At 57.5% G+C, this 16,443-nt stretch carries 13 protein-coding genes and 3 tRNA genes; 2 read left to right on the top strand and 14 right to left on the bottom strand.

Translation table 11 applies throughout. The features are described from left to right. Window positions 1-603: 603 nt before the first annotated feature. The 10 genes from ACFSR7_RS13070 to ACFSR7_RS13025 all read right to left on the bottom strand — a co-directional run bounded on the left by ACFSR7_RS13070 (window position 604) and on the right by ACFSR7_RS13025 (window position 10,148). A complete protein-coding gene (locus ACFSR7_RS13070) occupies window positions 604-3,192 on the bottom strand; it encodes a metallophosphoesterase (protein WP_378162146.1) in 2,589 nt (862 codons plus the stop codon). Between the two features lie 3 nt (window positions 3,193-3,195). Next, entirely contained in the window at window positions 3,196-4,461 is a 1,266-nt protein-coding gene (locus ACFSR7_RS13065; protein WP_378162144.1) for a class I SAM-dependent methyltransferase, read from the bottom strand. A 41-nt stretch (window positions 4,462-4,502) separates the two neighbouring features. Continuing rightward, window positions 4,503-5,729 carry an RtcB family protein gene (locus ACFSR7_RS13060; protein ID WP_378162142.1) on the bottom strand — a complete coding sequence of 409 codons (1,227 nt, stop codon included), beginning with the start codon at window positions 5,727-5,729 and terminating at the stop codon, window positions 4,503-4,505. A gap of 39 nt (window positions 5,730-5,768) precedes the next feature. Continuing rightward, window positions 5,769-6,554: a nucleotidyltransferase domain-containing protein gene (locus ACFSR7_RS13055; RefSeq protein ID WP_378162141.1), complete on the bottom strand. Its 786-nt coding sequence runs from the start codon at window positions 6,552-6,554 to the stop codon at window positions 5,769-5,771. A gap of 289 nt (window positions 6,555-6,843) precedes the next feature. After that, window positions 6,844-7,305 (bottom strand): DIP1984 family protein, encoded by a 462-nt coding sequence (locus ACFSR7_RS13050; RefSeq protein ID WP_378162139.1) that lies wholly within the window; start codon window positions 7,303-7,305, stop codon window positions 6,844-6,846. 18 nt (window positions 7,306-7,323) lie between these two features. Further along, window positions 7,324-8,823: a TROVE domain-containing protein gene (locus tag ACFSR7_RS13045; protein ID WP_378162138.1), complete on the bottom strand. Its 1,500-nt coding sequence runs from the start codon at window positions 8,821-8,823 to the stop codon at window positions 7,324-7,326. Between the two features lie 424 nt (window positions 8,824-9,247). After that, window positions 9,248-9,844 carry a ribonuclease H-like YkuK family protein gene (locus ACFSR7_RS13040; protein WP_378162136.1) on the bottom strand — a complete coding sequence of 199 codons (597 nt, stop codon included), beginning with the start codon at window positions 9,842-9,844 and terminating at the stop codon, window positions 9,248-9,250. Window positions 9,845-9,893: 49 nt separating this feature from the next. Beyond that, a tRNA-Glu gene (locus ACFSR7_RS13035) sits at window positions 9,894-9,971 on the bottom strand. A gap of 23 nt (window positions 9,972-9,994) precedes the next feature. Further along, window positions 9,995-10,068 (bottom strand) — tRNA-Gln (locus ACFSR7_RS13030). Window positions 10,069-10,073: 5 nt separating this feature from the next. Further along, window positions 10,074-10,148: transfer RNA gene (locus ACFSR7_RS13025), tRNA-His, on the bottom strand. Window positions 10,149-10,951: 803 nt separating this feature from the next. On the opposite strand from ACFSR7_RS13025, the gene ACFSR7_RS13020 reads away from it, so the two are divergent. Next, the gene (locus ACFSR7_RS13020) at window positions 10,952-12,265 is read left to right on the top strand and encodes a helix-turn-helix transcriptional regulator (RefSeq protein ID WP_378162134.1); all 1,314 of its coding nucleotides are present in this window, start codon (window positions 10,952-10,954) and stop codon (window positions 12,263-12,265) included. After that, window positions 12,240-13,085, top strand: a complete 846-nt coding sequence (locus tag ACFSR7_RS13015) for a WYL domain-containing protein (RefSeq protein ID WP_378162132.1) — start codon at window positions 12,240-12,242, stop codon at window positions 13,083-13,085. The genes ACFSR7_RS13020 and ACFSR7_RS13015 overlap by 26 nt, the downstream gene beginning before the upstream one ends. Window positions 13,086-13,104: 19 nt before the next feature. Here ACFSR7_RS13015 and ACFSR7_RS13010 read toward each other — a convergent pair whose 3' ends face one another. From ACFSR7_RS13010 to ACFSR7_RS12995, 4 genes are all read right to left on the bottom strand, one after another. Next, a complete protein-coding gene (locus tag ACFSR7_RS13010) occupies window positions 13,105-13,950 on the bottom strand; it encodes a hypothetical protein (RefSeq protein WP_378162130.1) in 846 nt (281 codons plus the stop codon). Window positions 13,951-14,049: 99 nt separating this feature from the next. Further along, a complete protein-coding gene (locus tag ACFSR7_RS13005; RefSeq protein WP_378162128.1) occupies window positions 14,050-14,436 on the bottom strand; it encodes a retropepsin-like aspartic protease in 387 nt (128 codons plus the stop codon). Then, complete coding sequence (locus tag ACFSR7_RS13000; RefSeq protein WP_378162127.1) at window positions 14,433-14,690, bottom strand: hypothetical protein; 258 nt, start codon at window positions 14,688-14,690, stop codon at window positions 14,433-14,435. The genes ACFSR7_RS13005 and ACFSR7_RS13000 overlap by 4 nt, the downstream gene beginning before the upstream one ends. A 220-nt stretch (window positions 14,691-14,910) precedes the next feature. After that, complete coding sequence (locus ACFSR7_RS12995) at window positions 14,911-16,359, bottom strand: DEAD/DEAH box helicase (RefSeq protein ID WP_378162125.1); 1,449 nt, start codon at window positions 16,357-16,359, stop codon at window positions 14,911-14,913. Window positions 16,360-16,443 lie beyond the last annotated feature (84 nt).

Raw genomic sequence — 16,443 nt, 5'->3', positions numbered from 1 at the left:
TTATCCGTTTCTCGCCGGCACAACCCGATACCCCTGTATAAAACCGAAGCCACGTGGCCGCGAATGTATCCGGCGAGCACCCTGACGGTCCTTTTTAGTTTGGCGGATATCCGCAGCCGGAGTCGCGCGAAACGCCTATCGATGGCTCGTCCGACCGCCGTTCCGACGGGCACCGACGGGCCGGCGTATCGCCGCCAGCGTCGTTCTTTCGCCGCAATACCTGCAAATATACATCTTTTTATGCCGATCTCGCCCCGTTTAAAAAGGATAGATGCAAAAGCGCAGTTATTTTGCGCCATCAGCCCAATTTCCGGCTTGCGCTTTGCATTTACCTGCACATTTGCAGGTATTTCACCAAGTGGCTCGAGTCGGCAAAAAATACATGTACATATGCAGTTTTTTAGGTCCGCCAAACATCCATAAAGCGCCGATACGCCGAAAGCGCGCTTACCTTTCCGCAAATTGCCGCACAAATATATACTTTCAGATCATCCAAAAAAATCCGGCCCCCATGGACCGGATTGCTGATAGGTTCATCAGAACGACCGTTCGTCAACCGATTCGAGCGACCGCGCAAACTCTCTCTTCTACATGCACGCTCAGCTATAGCCTCGGATCGATCTCCTTCTCCTTTGCCACCTCGAACAACAGGTTGGCTGCGATTTGTTTAAATTGCTCATTTTCGGGCTCGATATCCGCCAGCTTAATCGCAAGCATCTGCTTGCCCAACCGATGCTCGTTCAACGAGGTCCGAAGCTTGGGCGCAATGTTCTTCTGCTTGATCAGCTTGCCGTATTTATGCGAAAACTTGTAGTCGTAGCCGTAGATAATGGACAGATAGCCGGCGTTGCGCACCTTCATATACGGAACCGTGCCCGGATGCTCGAGCTCCGGCTTGATGACGATGCCTTCCATGCCGTTCTCGACGGTGAGCTTGGCGAAAAACGCTTCGGCGACCGCATAGGCGTCCGGGCTCTCGAGATTCAGCGTTACATACTCGTCCTCCGACACGAAGCGGTAGTTGTCCGAGTTTTTGCCTTCCGGCAGCCGCTCGTCGCCGTTCTCGCCGATCTCCTTGAGCAGCGCAAACGGCTTGTAAACGATCTCGGCATCTCCCGCATACAGCTCGAGCTGGCGCCTATAAACTGCAAAGGCTTCTTCATGCTGCCGCAAGGGCACGCGCGTATCCCGGATGCCGCGGACGAACTTGTACGTCTGATACTGGTGCGCGCCGTATTTCTCGTTCAGCGCTTCCTTGGTCGCGTGATGCTGATCCTGCTCGAACCCGCTGTTCTCCCAAGTCTCCACCAGCTCGCCCAGCGCCTTTTCGAACCCGTGCCGTTTCAGAAAATCCAGCTCCGTCTCGAGCGCCTTCCCGATCGGCCGGAACTGCCGTTCGATCAGCCCTTCGCCCAGCGCCTTCCACGGCAGCAGCTCTCCGTCCAGCACCAGCATGGCGATCCCCCGCTCCGACATATACGGTCCGAACTTCCGTAGCAAGCGCTCGTAAATTGGCTGCATGTCCACGGCCTTAACCAGATAGCCGTTGCGGCTGACCGCCCGGCACTCGTCAAGGTCCCGATGCAGATACACGTTGCACCTCGAGCCCATATACTTCGGCTGCAGCACGACCTCGCCTACGCCGCGTTCCGCGAAGTATTCGAGCCCCTTGCGCAGGGACTCGAGCTCGCCCGCCTCCATATCCTTGTCTGCCGGCGACATCGTGCCCGAGATAAAGTTGATGCGATGACGGGCACAATAGCGCAGCCTGCGGACGGACTCGACGTCCAGGTCCAGCAGCTTGACCTTCTTCTCTTCACGGAAAAGCGTAGGCAGGTCCTCGTGGACGGATGCGGTGCGCGACTTCCGGCTTTTGAAAAAGGGCTTGTAAGACATCCGGACGCCCGTCAGCAGGTTGCCGTGCGCGCAGCCGGTGTCGAGATGAATCTTGTTTTTAATCCGAAATGCCTGCTTCGCCGCGACATGCCCGAACAGGTGGTACGGATGGTTGCCCGTCGCTTCCTCGCGCAGGAACTGCAGCTGATCTTCCGCAGCAAGCGCGCGGTCGAGCCTGAAGTTCCGTTGACGGCGCAGCGAGTCTATGTCGAGCTTGCCGATATGTACGCTACGGCAGGGCGCATGCGTGACATAAAAGGAGGATCTGCCTTCGCCGCCGACATAGCGGTAAAAGGGCCGGGAAGATTCCACGAGCTCGGCGTATTTTCCCAACAAAGCCTCGTCGGCCTGCAATGCCGGAATGGAGTCGAAATACGCATCCGTCAGCTGCGCGTCAGCGCCTTTGATTTCCCCGTTTATATACTTCAGCACGAAGTTCTCATGGTTGCCGAGCACAAACAAGAAATGTTTCCGGTTGCAATGCAGGAACTCGACGATCTCCCGCGTATGCTTGCCCTTGTCGATCCAGTCGCCGACCAAAATTACCTTCGCTCCGCGCACCTTATCCGTCGGCACAAGCCGCCCGTCCTCAAAGCGATAGCCGAAGTCCGTCAGCAGTCCCTGCAGGTCAGCGGCGCATTCGTGGACGTCCCCGATTACGATGTATTCCGCATCTCTGGGCAGCACCGACGCCGCGTACTCGTTCCAATTTTCCACCGCGATCCGATATTCCGGGTTGGCCCGCCGCTCCTCCGGGAAATAGAAATCCTTGGCCCGCACCTTGTGGATCCTGTCGTAGCCCTCGCGCGACAGCACGGGCAGCACGTCCTTGCGAAGCCGGTTCAGATGCGCGGTAATCAGCTTCTTGGACCGCTCGGAAGCATAGTAGTCGTCGCGTCTGCGATAATCGAACAGCACGACTTCCAGATGATAGTGGTTGTCGCGGGCGATCTCCCGCACCTTGGCGCGGAAGTCCTCGGCCAGCCCGATCGTATCGACGATGACGAACTCGGCGTTGATCGGAAACGAAGTGACCAGCTTCAAGCGCTCGAACAGCAGCTGAAACGCGTGCGAGCTGGACTCCAGCATCAGTTGCTCGTATTTGTCGTAGTCGTAACCGAGCAATTCCTGACGAATGCCGTCCGAGGACAAATACTGTACATTGGCGCGCAAGCCCAGCGCCTCGTCCGCCAGATGGAGCTGCGGCATCATCACTTCCTTGGCAAAAGTCGTCTTGCCGCATTCGCTTGAACCGACCAGCATGAATATCGTATGCACACGCGTCGCCATCTCCATGCGCTACCCCTCCCCTCTCCGGACGATAACGCCCTGTGTCGTATGCATGCCGTCCACCCGGTCTCCGATTTCCACGAACTCGCAATCAAGCGGCAGCCCGCTTACCGTATCCGCGAACCACCGTCGGAACGCCGCCTGGCCGAGCTCCCATTTATGGTCGTCATGCCGGAACCCGTCCAGCTCGTAATAGCGGTTAAAGTCCGCGTTCGGCGTCGTCACGATCAACCGGTCCAAATCGACCTCGGTGCCGATTTGCCGGATGAGGACCGCCGCTTCCTCCAGGCTCATATGCTCGACGACTTCAGTCAGGATCACGTCGACCTTCTCGCCATTGTACGTTTCCAGAAAGTGTTCGAGCGACTGGAACGTCGCGATATTTTCGATTTGCTTGGCGGCCGCTTTTCTCGCCACGGCGTCCAGCAGCTCTTCATTGATGTCCACCGCATAATAGACGCTCTCGAGCTTGCCCGCAAAAGGAATCGCGTAGAAGCCCTCGCCGCAGCCGATGTCGAGAATCGGTTTGTCGAATGGCAGCACGCCCGCAATGAAGCTGCGCCGCTGCATCGCCGTACCTCCGAACCCCAGTTCGATCGCGTACCGCTCCGTCCGCTCCACATCCGCCTTGTATTTCTTGAACCGCTCCCGCGAATGAAGGAAGTTTCTCGCAAACAGGCTGCGAATGAAAAACGGCGCGTCGATGACGTTCAGGCTGGGAACGTACTTGTCGAGCACGGCGTCCGAGATGTCGATCTGCTCATCTCCGAACATCGAGAGAAACAGGCACAGCACACTGGCAACATGCAGCAGACCGTACAGGCTTTTTCGCGTGCGGATCGTCAGCGCGAAGCTTTTGTGCGCCCGGTGCTCCAGCGTGAAGGAATAATCGGTCAGATGCTTTTCAAAAAAATCAATGTAGCGAAGCCGGTCGATATGAATCATGTTGATGAAAAAGACGTGCTCGCAGCCTTCCTCGTCGCATTCGTCATGCTTTTTGAACGGCGCCGCGAAAAACTCGTTGATCGCGTTCAGCGGAAACAGCGGCGTATTGTATCTGGAGACGTTCAAGTATTCAAAGCTCTCGTCTTCCTGGTTTTTGTACGAAATATCGTTGTCGGCGTCCTTGAAGTAAACGTTATACGTCGAATCGTCCGAGTACCAGCCGTAGGTCATGCCTTGGCGGACCTGCCGAAGCTGCATGCCGGCAGACGGATTTTTGCGGATCAGAAACGTAAACTGCGGATGGCTCGACTTGAGTTGAACGATGGCCATTAAAAATTATCCTCTCTGTGGCGGACAATAAGATAGGGAAACTAATCCTTGTACGGATCGAACTCGTCCGCGCCCGCCATGCACACCCCGATCGGCTTCAGCACGTGCAGCACGTCGATCGTCTCGGCGTGGGCATCCAGCACCTCTTGCAGCCGGCGATAGACGAACGGACTCTCGTCCGTCCCCGCACCCCGCAGCTCGACGCCGAATTCGCGGACCGCCCGCTTCATTTGCTCCGGCGCGATTTGCCCGCCCGAACGGGTACGGGTCTTCCAGTTCATCTTGCCTGCCGCTTGCGTGCGGCTCATTACGCGGCCCGCGCCGTGAACGGTGCTGTAGAAGGAATCGCGGTTTTCCGCCGTATCCTTGCCGCGCACGATGACGGAGATATCGCCCATGCTGCCGCCGATAAATCCAAGCTGTCCCGGCGCCGAAGGGGTTGCGCCTTTGCGCACGACGATCGTATCCTTGCCGCCATGCGTCTCGCGCCACGCGTAGTTGTGATGATTGTGGACCTCGAAGTCCGCGTCCGCACCCACGATCGACAGCACCTGCCGGATCACATAATCGCGCCCGGCATACGCATATCGGCCGGCCAGCTTCATCGCCCTGTAGTACAGGTCGCCGAGCTCGCTATCCAGGTCGAACAACACCGGCGGCTGATCCATTTTCTCGCCGGGCGCGTTGCCCAGAAATTCGCGTCCGGCCGCAAGATTCAGGAAACCGCTGGCCGTCCTGTGGCCGAATCCCCGGCTGCCGAAGTGATTGCCGATCCATAGGCGACCCGTGGCGGGCTCGACGAACAAGTCTACGTAATGGTTGCCGCTGCCGACCGTGCCGAGCTGGTCGCGAGCGAGCTTCTTCAGCTTGTCGTGTTCCTGCCGCCCGATCGCCGCATATACGCTCCAATCCGGATCGTCGAACAGCTCGTGATCGACCGGCTCGCTGTTGGTGCGGCCGACGCCGAAGGACACCTTGCGCGCGATTTGATCCATGATGCTAGCGATGCGAGGCAGCACGTCGCTTGCCAACAGGTTCGTGCGCACGGCTTTGTTGCCGCAGCCGATGTCGTAGCCCACGCCCGAAGGCGAGATCTGGCCGTCATACGCGACCACGCCGCCGATCGGTTGGCTGTAGCCTTTGTGGTGGTCGGCCATCAGCAGCGCTTGAACGACGTTGCCGTGCACCGCGCAGGTTTTGGCTTGGGAGAGCGCGCTCTCGTCGGGCTTGCCCCAGACGCGTACGCCGTCTATCGTTTGATAAGTCATGATGTATCTTTACGCTCCTTTATTTTGCAAATGCCGCCGCTAGGCGCCCCATACCTCTCGCAGCGCTGACCGGAACAGCGCGTCCAGCCGGTCGTCCAGGCGCTCAGCCTGTTTCGATTGCATCGCTGCGCTTCGCTCCAGACGATCGAGACGTTCCTCCAAATACTCGTTAACTTTAGTGAGCCGCGGCTCGTAGTCGAGCTCGTCGCCCGCCTTCTTGCGAGCGAGGAGCTGCTGCACGGTGCGCCAGAGCTCGCCGTCCCGCGGGAGCAGCCGGTCCGCCAGGACGTCGAACGCCATCGGCGGCATATCGCCGTACCGCTCGATCCATTCGCACGCCAGTACGGGGCGCAGTACGTAGAAGTACTTTTTAATTTTGACCCGATCGCCCTGCAGGTACGTCCGGTAGTTGCCGCGGGCCATGTTCAGGTAGTGGTACATGCAGGACTTCGGCGAAAAGGTGAGCGGCGAGATCGCGCGCAGCTGCTCCGCCACGGTGTAGCGCTCGGCGTACCGGATCGGCGATTGCAGCCATTCGAGCAGCGGCGGATTGGACTTGCGGTACAGGTTTAGCGCCTTGCGCAGATCCCAGCCGCTGATGTCCAATTGATCGCTGATCGGCCGCTCGATAACATCTCTTTTATCGTAAATGGACAGGTACCAATCGGGCTCGCGCACGTAGACGAACCGCACGTCGTAGTCGCTGTCCTGCGACGGGAAGCCCCAAGCGCGGCTGCCCGATTCGCATGCATACAGGATGCGGACGTTCTCTTCCCGCTCCAGTCGCTCCAACTGATTGCTTATCGTTTTTCTGATCGTTTCCATTTGCCCATCACCTCTATGAAAAACGGCAAACTCCGCCGCTGCGAAGCCTGCCGCTTGTTGTGGTGCATAGCTGCGATTTCCCCATTCCCGCCCTCGCCCGAATCCTGCCGATCTGCACGCGGTGGTCACAATGATTGGTGCACGTTACATCCATGCTCAGGCGCATTTTTGTTACATTTCTGGGCTCATTCGTTAAAAACTTAGACATGGCCCTGCGTCTAATCAGGTGGCCCAACGTTCCCTGTTGGCGGGTTGTGCACGCCTCGGCCGATCCGGACTACCTTCGCAGCTATGTCTCGATGAGATCCGTCGTCCAGTTCATCTCCTGAATCCGAAAATCCATCTCCCGGTAGGCTTTGGACAGCGCATCCACACAAGCCTGAATCTGCACGACGTCCACCGTCCGCTCGAACTTGACCTCCGACCGGCTGAACCGGTCCTGCTTGATCGACGCCTGCTCGAGCAGGTCCGCGAGCAGCTTGCGATGCTGCATGAGCCGGTCCCGCTCCGCCAGCGCGTCCGAGATGCTCAGCTCGGCGTTAAACGGCGTCGCCGCATTCGTTTTGTTGATCCTGCGCACCCAAAGCGTCTGCTCGGCGAGCGTCTGCTCCAGCTCCGCGATCAGCGCGGCCGGATCCTCCGCGGGCGTTTCGCCCTCCTGCACCTTCACGACCCGCTCCAGCCGCTGCCGCAGCTGCGCAATTTTTTTCTGGCTGTCCGCCCTGCGGACCAGCGCTTCCGCCAGCTTCATTTTTACGCACCTCTTCTTTTAATTATCGATATCGATCGCTTCGATCCGTTCGACCACGGTCGCGTAGCCCTTGGCCGACTGCGCGATGTAGCTCAGCACCGTGTCGCTCCAGCCGTAGATATAGAACGTATCGGGATCTTGCTGCGGCACCATCGCACCCCTGTAAGGCGAGACGTCGACGATAAACGCCTTGACGTTCGGGTTCACCTTCTCCCTGTACTGCTTCAGCGCCTTGTAGAACGGACTGCCCGCATTTTGCTGTTCGTCCGTGATGATGACGATCTGTTCGACCTTGCGGCGCTCCTGCCGCAGCTTGCGCACCGGCGCACCGGCATCCGTGCCGCCCCCAGCACGAATGCCTCCTGCCTGCGAGAGGATGCTGTCTTTGCGGGAAGGCATCGCATCCTTTGCGACGGTGTTGAACAACCAGAACAGAGAGTCTCCCGCCGTTTTCTTGTACAGGGCCAACGCGAACACTGAACCGGTCTGCAGGTACTCGCCGTTCATCGAACCTGAGATATCTAGAAAAATCGCCGTGCGCCCTTCCAGGTCCGGCAGATGGCTGAACGTATATTCCACCGCGTCTCGAAGTGCGTCGCGCAGCAATGGATGCTTCACCTGCCCGAACGCCTTGGCGAACCGGAACGGCAGAATCCTCGCCTTCGCAAGCGCGCGCTGATCGGTCAGCCGATCCGTCACGGCTCGCAGCGTATTCCAATCCTCCAGCACCCCGGCCCGCTCGAGCGCGTTCAGGTGCCGAAGCAGCGCGAACGTCGGCAGCTGGGCGATCAGCGCTTCCCAGATCGCCTTGGTCGGCTTAACCGTCCCAGTCACGACCTCGTGCGGCAGCTTGCCGGTCTCGATCCAGTACAGCCGCTCGGCCTCGGACGTCGCCTGCTTCAACTGCTCCAGCGCATGGATCTGCGGCAGCAGCGACAGATTCGCTTCCTGGCCTCGCAGATAACGATAAAGCGCCTGCTGCTTCAGGTCCGCCGGCTTCGGGTGCGCGGTTGCGATCGCGTCGCCAAGGCTGTAACCCCGGCCCCGGCCGTTGTACTTGACGGCCCAGTATTCGGACACGCCGGCCAGGAACCGGTTCACTTGCCGCTTCACGGCCCGGCCGCCCTCGCCTCGCCCCATCCCCTGGAGGATGGTCAGGAAGTCGGACAGGTCGGACGGAATCTGCACGACCTTGAGGAAAATCTTCGCGAACAGGTCGGGCCGGTAGGCCGACAAGATCGCGAGGCCATACAGCGGCTGAAGCCGCATGTAGCCTTCGCTCCGCGCGTAGACGAGCGCCTTGGCCATGAACTGCGGATCGCGCTGCGCCATCTCGCGATGAATCGCTTCGGCTTCGTTCAGCAGCGACTGACCGTCCGCGTAAAACGTGTTGCCCATCGTATTGGTGACCAGCGTCTGCACGTACCGCTCCTCGGCGGAGCGTTCGTAGGCCGGATAGCCTTCCTGGTTAAATGTCGTCGGCCGGACGGCCGAGAACAGCTTTTTAGCGAAACTCATGGGAATTGACCTCCTTAAAAGAGAGCGGAGCGAGGAAACTGGCCGAGAAGGTTCACGGAGAGCCTGGTTAAAGCCTCGTCCGTCCCTTTTACCGAAGTATCCCTCTCGTTCGCCTCGCTCCGTTTTTGCCATTGCATCGTTGAGGAAAAGGTGCGGAAAGGCATGCTGCTCTACCATCTGAGCTATCCCGCCGCAGCGGGAGTTGGATTCGAACCAACGACACGCCGATTAGAAGTCGAAGTAGCCCTTCCACGCGCCTCAACGAACGAACGTCGAAAACTTTACTTTACTCTTGCGTCTACATCTTGAATTTACATCCTGCATTCGCTTGCTTCATGCCCGCCTCTTCGGCGTCGGCTGCTTGCTCTTATCTTCGCGCATATCCGCTGCCGCGAACATGGCGCAAGTATGACGACTTGTAAATTTATCCGAAAACCGATGCCGTTTTCGAGGCCGAAGCGCCTCTGTACGGGGTTTTCGTATAGCGATTGGAAACGGACGAAGCCGCGATCGCCTCCGGTTTCACTCTGGCCGACAGCCCCATCGCTTCGATTCTTCCGACCAGCTCCGCGACCATCGCCGACGTCCGGTTGCGCTTCGCATCGGTACCTGCGTCGATATCCACGAACATAGCAAGGCTCGCGCCGTGGTAGGCATACGGCAGGAGGATATCCTCCAGCGCCGCCCGTTTACCGGTATCGAAGTAGGCCGCGATCTCCTGACTATATGTCGTTTCGAGGCTCAGCTTTTCCCGCAGCGAACGCAGCTCCCGCGGGACGATCACCTGGCGGTAACAGAACCAGGCGCCCCGGCCCGGACGGACAATGACGACGGACGTCACGAACTTCGTATGTCCGGCGTGCACCTGTGCGTCCGTCCCGACGACGAGCTGGTACGCAGCGCGCGGATCGCGTGCCATGAAGCTTCGGATGCGGTCAAAGACATCGTCCAGCGGCAGATTCTGTTCGGAGAGGTTGCGGAAGACTTGCTCGTGAAGCGTGGGGTATACGTGTCTTTTCATAAGTGTCACCTGTAGCGCAAGACGGCTTCTTCCTTTCTTGTTTGTCTGATGGAGGCGTGGACGGGGCTCGAACCCGCAGATCCGGACGTGAAAGGCCCGTGTGTTCATCCAGTTTCACCACCACGCCATGGCGGTTCAGCGTTAATCGATTGGCTGCCCGGGCAGGATTCGAACCTGCGGTGGATGATTCAAAGTCATCTGCCTTGCCGCTTGGCTACCGGGCATCGTATGGGGAGACCAACCGGAATCGAACCGGTACTGGCGGATTCACAGTCCGCTGCGTTCGCCTTTTCGCCATGATCTCCATAATAGAAAGCGATCCTTGCTTGCGGCGGGTCTCGCCCCTGCCTTATGGCAGAGGCGAGCCGCCGCCTCCTTTCTTCGTTTTTAATAGCGCTTGACGCGTTATGTACTTTGCAGGGGCCATCTAGGTATGAAAAAAAGACCCCTGTCGCCCTCGGATCTTCCTCCATAGCTGTATTCAGCCATAGAAAAAGACCGCTCGGCTACAAGCAGTCTTTACGGGTGCGCATATGTATGCCGTCGCCGGAGGCGTCAGGCTGTAGAAAACAACCGACGAACCGAAGCGGGTCTGCGCCTGTAAAGAATGCCCTTATGAGATTGGAGATACAGATCATGCAGATTTAAGAAGCTTATCTCTCGCTGGCTGCCTTTAATCTGGGACATTGGGCTGCGATGATTCGGACGTTCATAGATAAAATTCGTATCGCGCATGTTCCGCACTCCTTTCTCCAATTCAGTATGTTGCTGGTAATCCTAGCATCGGGCGATTAACGCTGTCAACCATAAACTGCATGAATGATATCATGGAGGAAATGGGTTGGAAAGGTTAGTTACTCCGAATCCCTTTGGATCGGAGCGGTTAGGTATCGGGCCTAACCAAAACGTTTGGACGAAGTAACCCTTCCGTGCGCCTCCACGATGCCGTGGCCCCGATTGCCTTGCGGCCCTCGGCTTCACAACCTGATTTTCGCAGCAATCGTATCGATCGAACAGGGCGAAAGTATGGCAACGCTCAAAAAGTTTCCATATTCTCCTGCCCTTTCTCTTGATACAATGGAGCAAAGATGGGCAGGAGGTGCGCGCATGGCGCGGGAAAGCTTCGACAAAGAGGTTCAGTTTCTTCGCATGCTCGCGCTGGCGGGCGGCGCCTACAGCAGGCAGCAATTCGCCGATCGGCTCGGCATTTCCGTGCATACGTACGACAAGACGCTGCGCTACATCAAGGACATGCGGACGATGCTGTCCTCGGATGCGGCCGACGATCTTGCCGAAGGTCTGCGCTACAATCATTACGAATCCGCGGACCCGCTGCTCCTCTTCCTCTTCAGGTCGAAGTCGCTCAAGGATTCGGAAAGCGTCCGGCTCGCGGTGCTGATCGGCTTGATGCAGGGCGAAGCGCTGACCGCCAAGGAATTGCTGGACGCCTGCAGCGACAGCATGCCGGCCGACTATGCTTGCCCCGACGAGAAAACCGTGCGCGGGGACCTCAAATATCTGGAAGAAGTCGGCGTCATTCGCCGCATGGACGGCGGACGACCGTACAGGTACCGGGCCGACATCGATCTGATCGATCGGCTGGCGGACGAGGAGCTGCTCGACCTTTACGACTATGTCGACGTGATGGCGAACACACAGGTGCCCGCCGTCCAGGGCTATCTGCTGAGAGAAACGCTGAAGAAGGCGCTGACGAGGCGCGGCTACGGCCCCGAGACGTTCGATGTCCATCTGTACAAATATCACTACCACACGCGCATTCTCGACGAGGCGCATCTGTATACGGTATTCGAGGCGATCCGGGAGCACCGTCAGTTGACCTTCCTCTACCTGTCGCCCAAGAAGGGCAAAAATTATGCCTCCAAAAACACCAACCCGCTGTTCGAGCGCGAGACGGAAGGTCGCGTCGAGACGACGCTGCCGCTGCGCGTTGTTTACGACCACCAATACGGCCGCTGGTATCTGATCGGACACAGCCCCCGGCTCGGCACGATGAAGTATCGCATGGAAGGCGTCACCCAGATCGAGATAGGGGAAGCCGTAGATACGGCAACCTTCGACAAGCGGCTCGAAGCCGTCGAGCAGGAGCTGGAGCACAGCTGGGTAACGGACTCGCACCGGCGCATGAAGATCCGGGTAAGGTTCTACAATCCGGGACGTCCCGGCGCGAACTTCGTGCGCGAACGCGTCGAAGCCCAAGGCCAATGGGGCGTCGTGACAGACGAGTCGGACACGACCTTCCTCTATGAAATCGAAGTCAACGGCATTTACGAAATCAAGCCGTGGCTGCGAAGCTTCGGCTCGAGCTGCGAGGTTCTGGAGCCCGCATGGCTGCGCCGGGAGCTGATTGCCGAATGGAAGGAGATTCAGGCCTACTATGAACCCGTTCGAGAAGATCTTTAATTATCAGATTCTGTCGCGGCTGGACGAAGCGGATTCGATCGCCCTCACGGCCCACGAGCGTTCATGGCTCAAGACGATGCTCGAGCATTCCGCGTCGGCCGACGCGTTCGCGGAAGGAACGCTGTCCGGGCTCCGCGATCTGCTGCGGGACGAGGCCTCCATCGACAGCCGCCAATATATTATCCAAAAAGCCAAAAGCCGGGAAAGGCAAATCTACCACGGGTTGCTGCGTCCGCTGCGCCGCATGATTCAGGAAGGCAGCGGCATCAGGCTCACGACAAGGCTCAAGCACGGCGGCGTCCAGGCGAATCAGAACGGACTGCCCGTCAAGCTGGAATACAATATGGTCAAGCGAGAGTGGTACTTGCTCTGGTACAACGTGCGCGGCCTCATGTCGAGCAAGCTGCAGCATATCGTCTCCGCGAAGCCCGTATCGCTTCCGCCGGAGCGCGTCCAAGCGCTGCGAAGCCGGGCATTCGCGCTCCTCGAGGAGCGCCGGACCTATGCCGTAATCGAGATCGTTCGCGAATACAACGCGGAGCTCTCCCGTATTCTCTATGCCTTCTCCTGCTTCGACAAGACCGTCAGCTACGAAGAAGAACTGGACTTGTACCGCATCCGAGTCTCCTGCCTCGCCGACGAGAGCGAGTTCCTGCTGTCCAAGATTCGCTTCCTGGGTCGTCGGGTGCGAATCGTCGAAGGCGAGCAGCTGCGTCGGCGCATGCGGGAGTCGGCGGCTTGGACGCTGGCCAGGTACGAGGGAACGACCGATTCGCAGCAAGCCCCGCTGCCTGCGAAAGATGCCGGCTCGGCGTCTTGACCCGGCCGAATAAGTCGCCTTACTTCCGTGGCGGCAGCAGACCGGCTTTGCCGTCCCGCACCCAATAGATGCGGTCCGATACCGGGCTCGGCATGAGCGCCACGCTGCGCCTTGCCATCATCCGGAAGCCGGATTCCTCCGCCAGCCGCTGCGCCTGGCGGAGCGTCTCCATCGCTTCGTCCGCGCGCAGCACCATCACCGTCTTCCGATTCGTGAACGCAACCAGGTACGGATTGCGTCCTAAATGCTTATTTAATTCCGGGTCTAAAAACTGGCACTCCGCCGGATGCGTATCGTGCATGTACGCCTCAAGCCAGCAGCTATCCAACAAAGTCGGCAATCTCATCTGCGGTTGCTGCCAGCCTTCCCGCCGAAGATTCCGGTAAGCAATTGTCCTCAACTGATCCTCGGGCAGCTGCGGGTTGAGCTCCAGTATATCCGTCGTGATGATCTTCGTAAGCCCGTCCTTGATCTCGAGATACATCTCCCGCAGGCCGGGCAGCCGCTCGGCCGACAGTCCGCCCGCCTGCTTGCGCGAAGCCTCTGCATAAGCCTCGTCACGCAGCGCAGGATAGATATAATCAGGATCGAGAACGTTGATTTCATCTTTCTTTTCGGCTACTAGCCTAGAACTGCGAACGATATTGTTCAAATAATCGATAGCCGCGTTCAGATCGCCTCCGGCCATGTAGGTCCGGTACGTATTGTGCAGACTGACCTGCGCCGTGCCGATCTTGTCGTCCATTTCGAGCAGCAGCGGCTCGCCCTCTGTCATCCTCACTTCGACCTGCAAACTTTCCGCCAACTGACGCTTCATCATCTCCGCGAACTGCTCCGGCTGATCGTACAATCTTGCCTGCTTCATACCGCACGCCTCCTCAAAATGTCCCGGGCAAAACAAAACACCCCGACAAAACGTCCGCAGACGTCCTGCCAGGGTGTGCTTCACCGCTGGGATGTGTACTTATAAGATGCTAATACTCAACGCCATGGCTCGGACATTAATTACGGCCCCTGCTTGCTTTAAAAAGTTAAAACCTAAAATACCGTCGAGTTCCAATCCATAATCCATATTCCCGATCTCAACTTGGAAGTCTTTTATCGTCGATTCGCCTACCCTAATGGCGTCCACGTTTTTCGTATAAACATACTCTACGCCGCCAACTCCGCGAATCATATCTACAAGATCGTTTTCTTCCGGAACCATACCTATTTGGTGCACGGCATCCGCGTTCAAGAGCGTGCCGGCAGAGCCGGTGTCAAGCAATACCCTTGTCAAAGTTAATGGCTTATCCCTGAACATAACCGTCATACTGACAAAAGGAAGGCCGTATCGTTCGGTTATCTTCATTTTGGACCTCGAATCCCTACGTATCGCTCTCTCGCCACAACTTCCGGACGAGAGGTATGAAAGAAACAATACTCGCGATGCGGAGCCTCCTGATGAAGCTCGCTGTAACGCTTAAGCGCCTTGGTAGAGTCTGCGAACACGTCAACAACGGTCATTTCTTCAATATAGCGCTGCCCTTCCTTGGAATAAGCCTTCGTTGCCTCAAGCACGACCCATTCATTGGGGAAGCGCTCTTGTACCTCATTCCATCGCATGTCGGACACCTCCGCTAACATGATCAGCAGTATTATAACATAGCGGACTAACCGCCGAACCCAGTCCTCCTCACCCGGGCAAAACAAAACACCCCGACAAAACGTCCGCAGACGTCCTGCCAGGGTGTGCTTCACCGCTGGAAATATTAAGTACATTAAATCATATTCGCCCGCGCTTGAAAAGCTAAAATTTTAGAGGCTGCTAAGCTGAAACGCTTTTCTATTTCTTGTTCGCTACGCGAACCTTCAGCAGCTTGCCTTTAATCGTCGTCTCCTGCATCTTGTTCAACACCAGGCGGCCTTTGCCGTTGAGAATATCCACATAGGACACATTGTCCTCGATCGTGATAATTCCGATATCCTCCGCTGACACGCCTTCGATCTTGGCGATCGTGCCGACGAAGTCCACCGCCCGGATCTTCTTTTTCTTCCCGCCGTTGAAGTAGAGCTTCAGGATCTCCTCGTCCAAACGGGAGCTCCTGTCTATTTTGACGTCTGTCTTGCTCTTGATTTTCGCATCAAAAGAAGCTTGGGCATACGCCACCGCATCTTTGGAGGGGTTGTTTCTCCTCGGAATTTCAAAGCCGACATATCGCTCCACGTTGATTACGAATTTCTCTTCGTTCGGCGTAGCGAAGGAGATCGCCTTCCCCCTGTTGCCGGCCCGTCCGGTTCTGCCGGTCCGATGCACGTAGCTTTCGTTTTCCTGGGGAAAATCGTAATTGATGACAAGACTAATATTGTCGATATCGATTCCTCTCGCGGCAACGTCCGTCGCGATCAGGTAACGAAACTCCCCGCGCTTGAACTCGTTCATCACCTGGGAGCGATTGTCCTGCTCCATGCCCCCGTGGATTCGATCGCAGGGGTATCCGTGCTTATGCAGCTCCTTGAATACGATGTCAACCCTGACCTGCGTCCGGCAAAAAATGATGCAGCTGTCCGGATTTTCGACCGTGGCGATGTCCTTGAGCACATTCAGCTTGTCGTCGTCCTTCACCGTGTAGAGCGCATGCTCGATCTGGCTAGTCGTTCTGCCCTCCGTCTGAATCTCGATATCGAGCGGCAGCTTCATATACTTGTGGCACAGGCGTTCGACATCCTTGGGCAGCGTAGCGGAGAATAGCAGGGTCACACGATCCTTGGGCAGCTCGCGAATAATCTTCTCTACCTGCTCGATGAACCCCATGCTCAGCATCTCGTCGGCTTCGTCGATGACCAGATATTTCACTTGCTCGAGGTCGATCGTTTCTCGCTCGATGTGATCCATGACCCGCCCCGGCGTCCCGACAACGACATGGTTTTTATGCGCCAACTGAATCTTTTGCCTGGCAAAGGGCTGTTTGCCGTAAATCGCGGTCGCCTTGATCCGTTTAAATCGGCCTATGTTCATCATATCTTCCTTGACCTGGTCGGCCAGCTCGCGCGTCGGCGTCAGAATCAAGGCTTGTGGACGGTTTTCTTCCCACTCCACCATCTCGCAGATCGGAATCCCGTACGCAGCCGTCTTCCCGCTGCCCGTGTGAGACTTGACGGTCATATCCTTCTTCTGCAGCGCGACCGGAATGACTTTGCTTTGCACTTCGGTCGGCTTGACGTACCCCATGCTGTCCAAAGCCCGGCGTATGTCGTCGCTTAATTTATAGTCGTTGAAGCTGGGTTCGCTCATTCTGATTCCCCTTTGTACATCCGCGATTGTCGGTTCCTCATGATACGATAAATCCCCGTGCTTTACCATCTAAAGACGGACGGA

This window comes from Cohnella sp. GCM10020058, assembly GCF_042683485.1.
Lineage (GTDB): Bacteria > Bacillota > Bacilli > Paenibacillales > Paenibacillaceae > Cohnella.
Note: the sequence above shows the minus strand (reverse complement) of the source record. Positions and strands in the feature narration are given on the sequence as shown.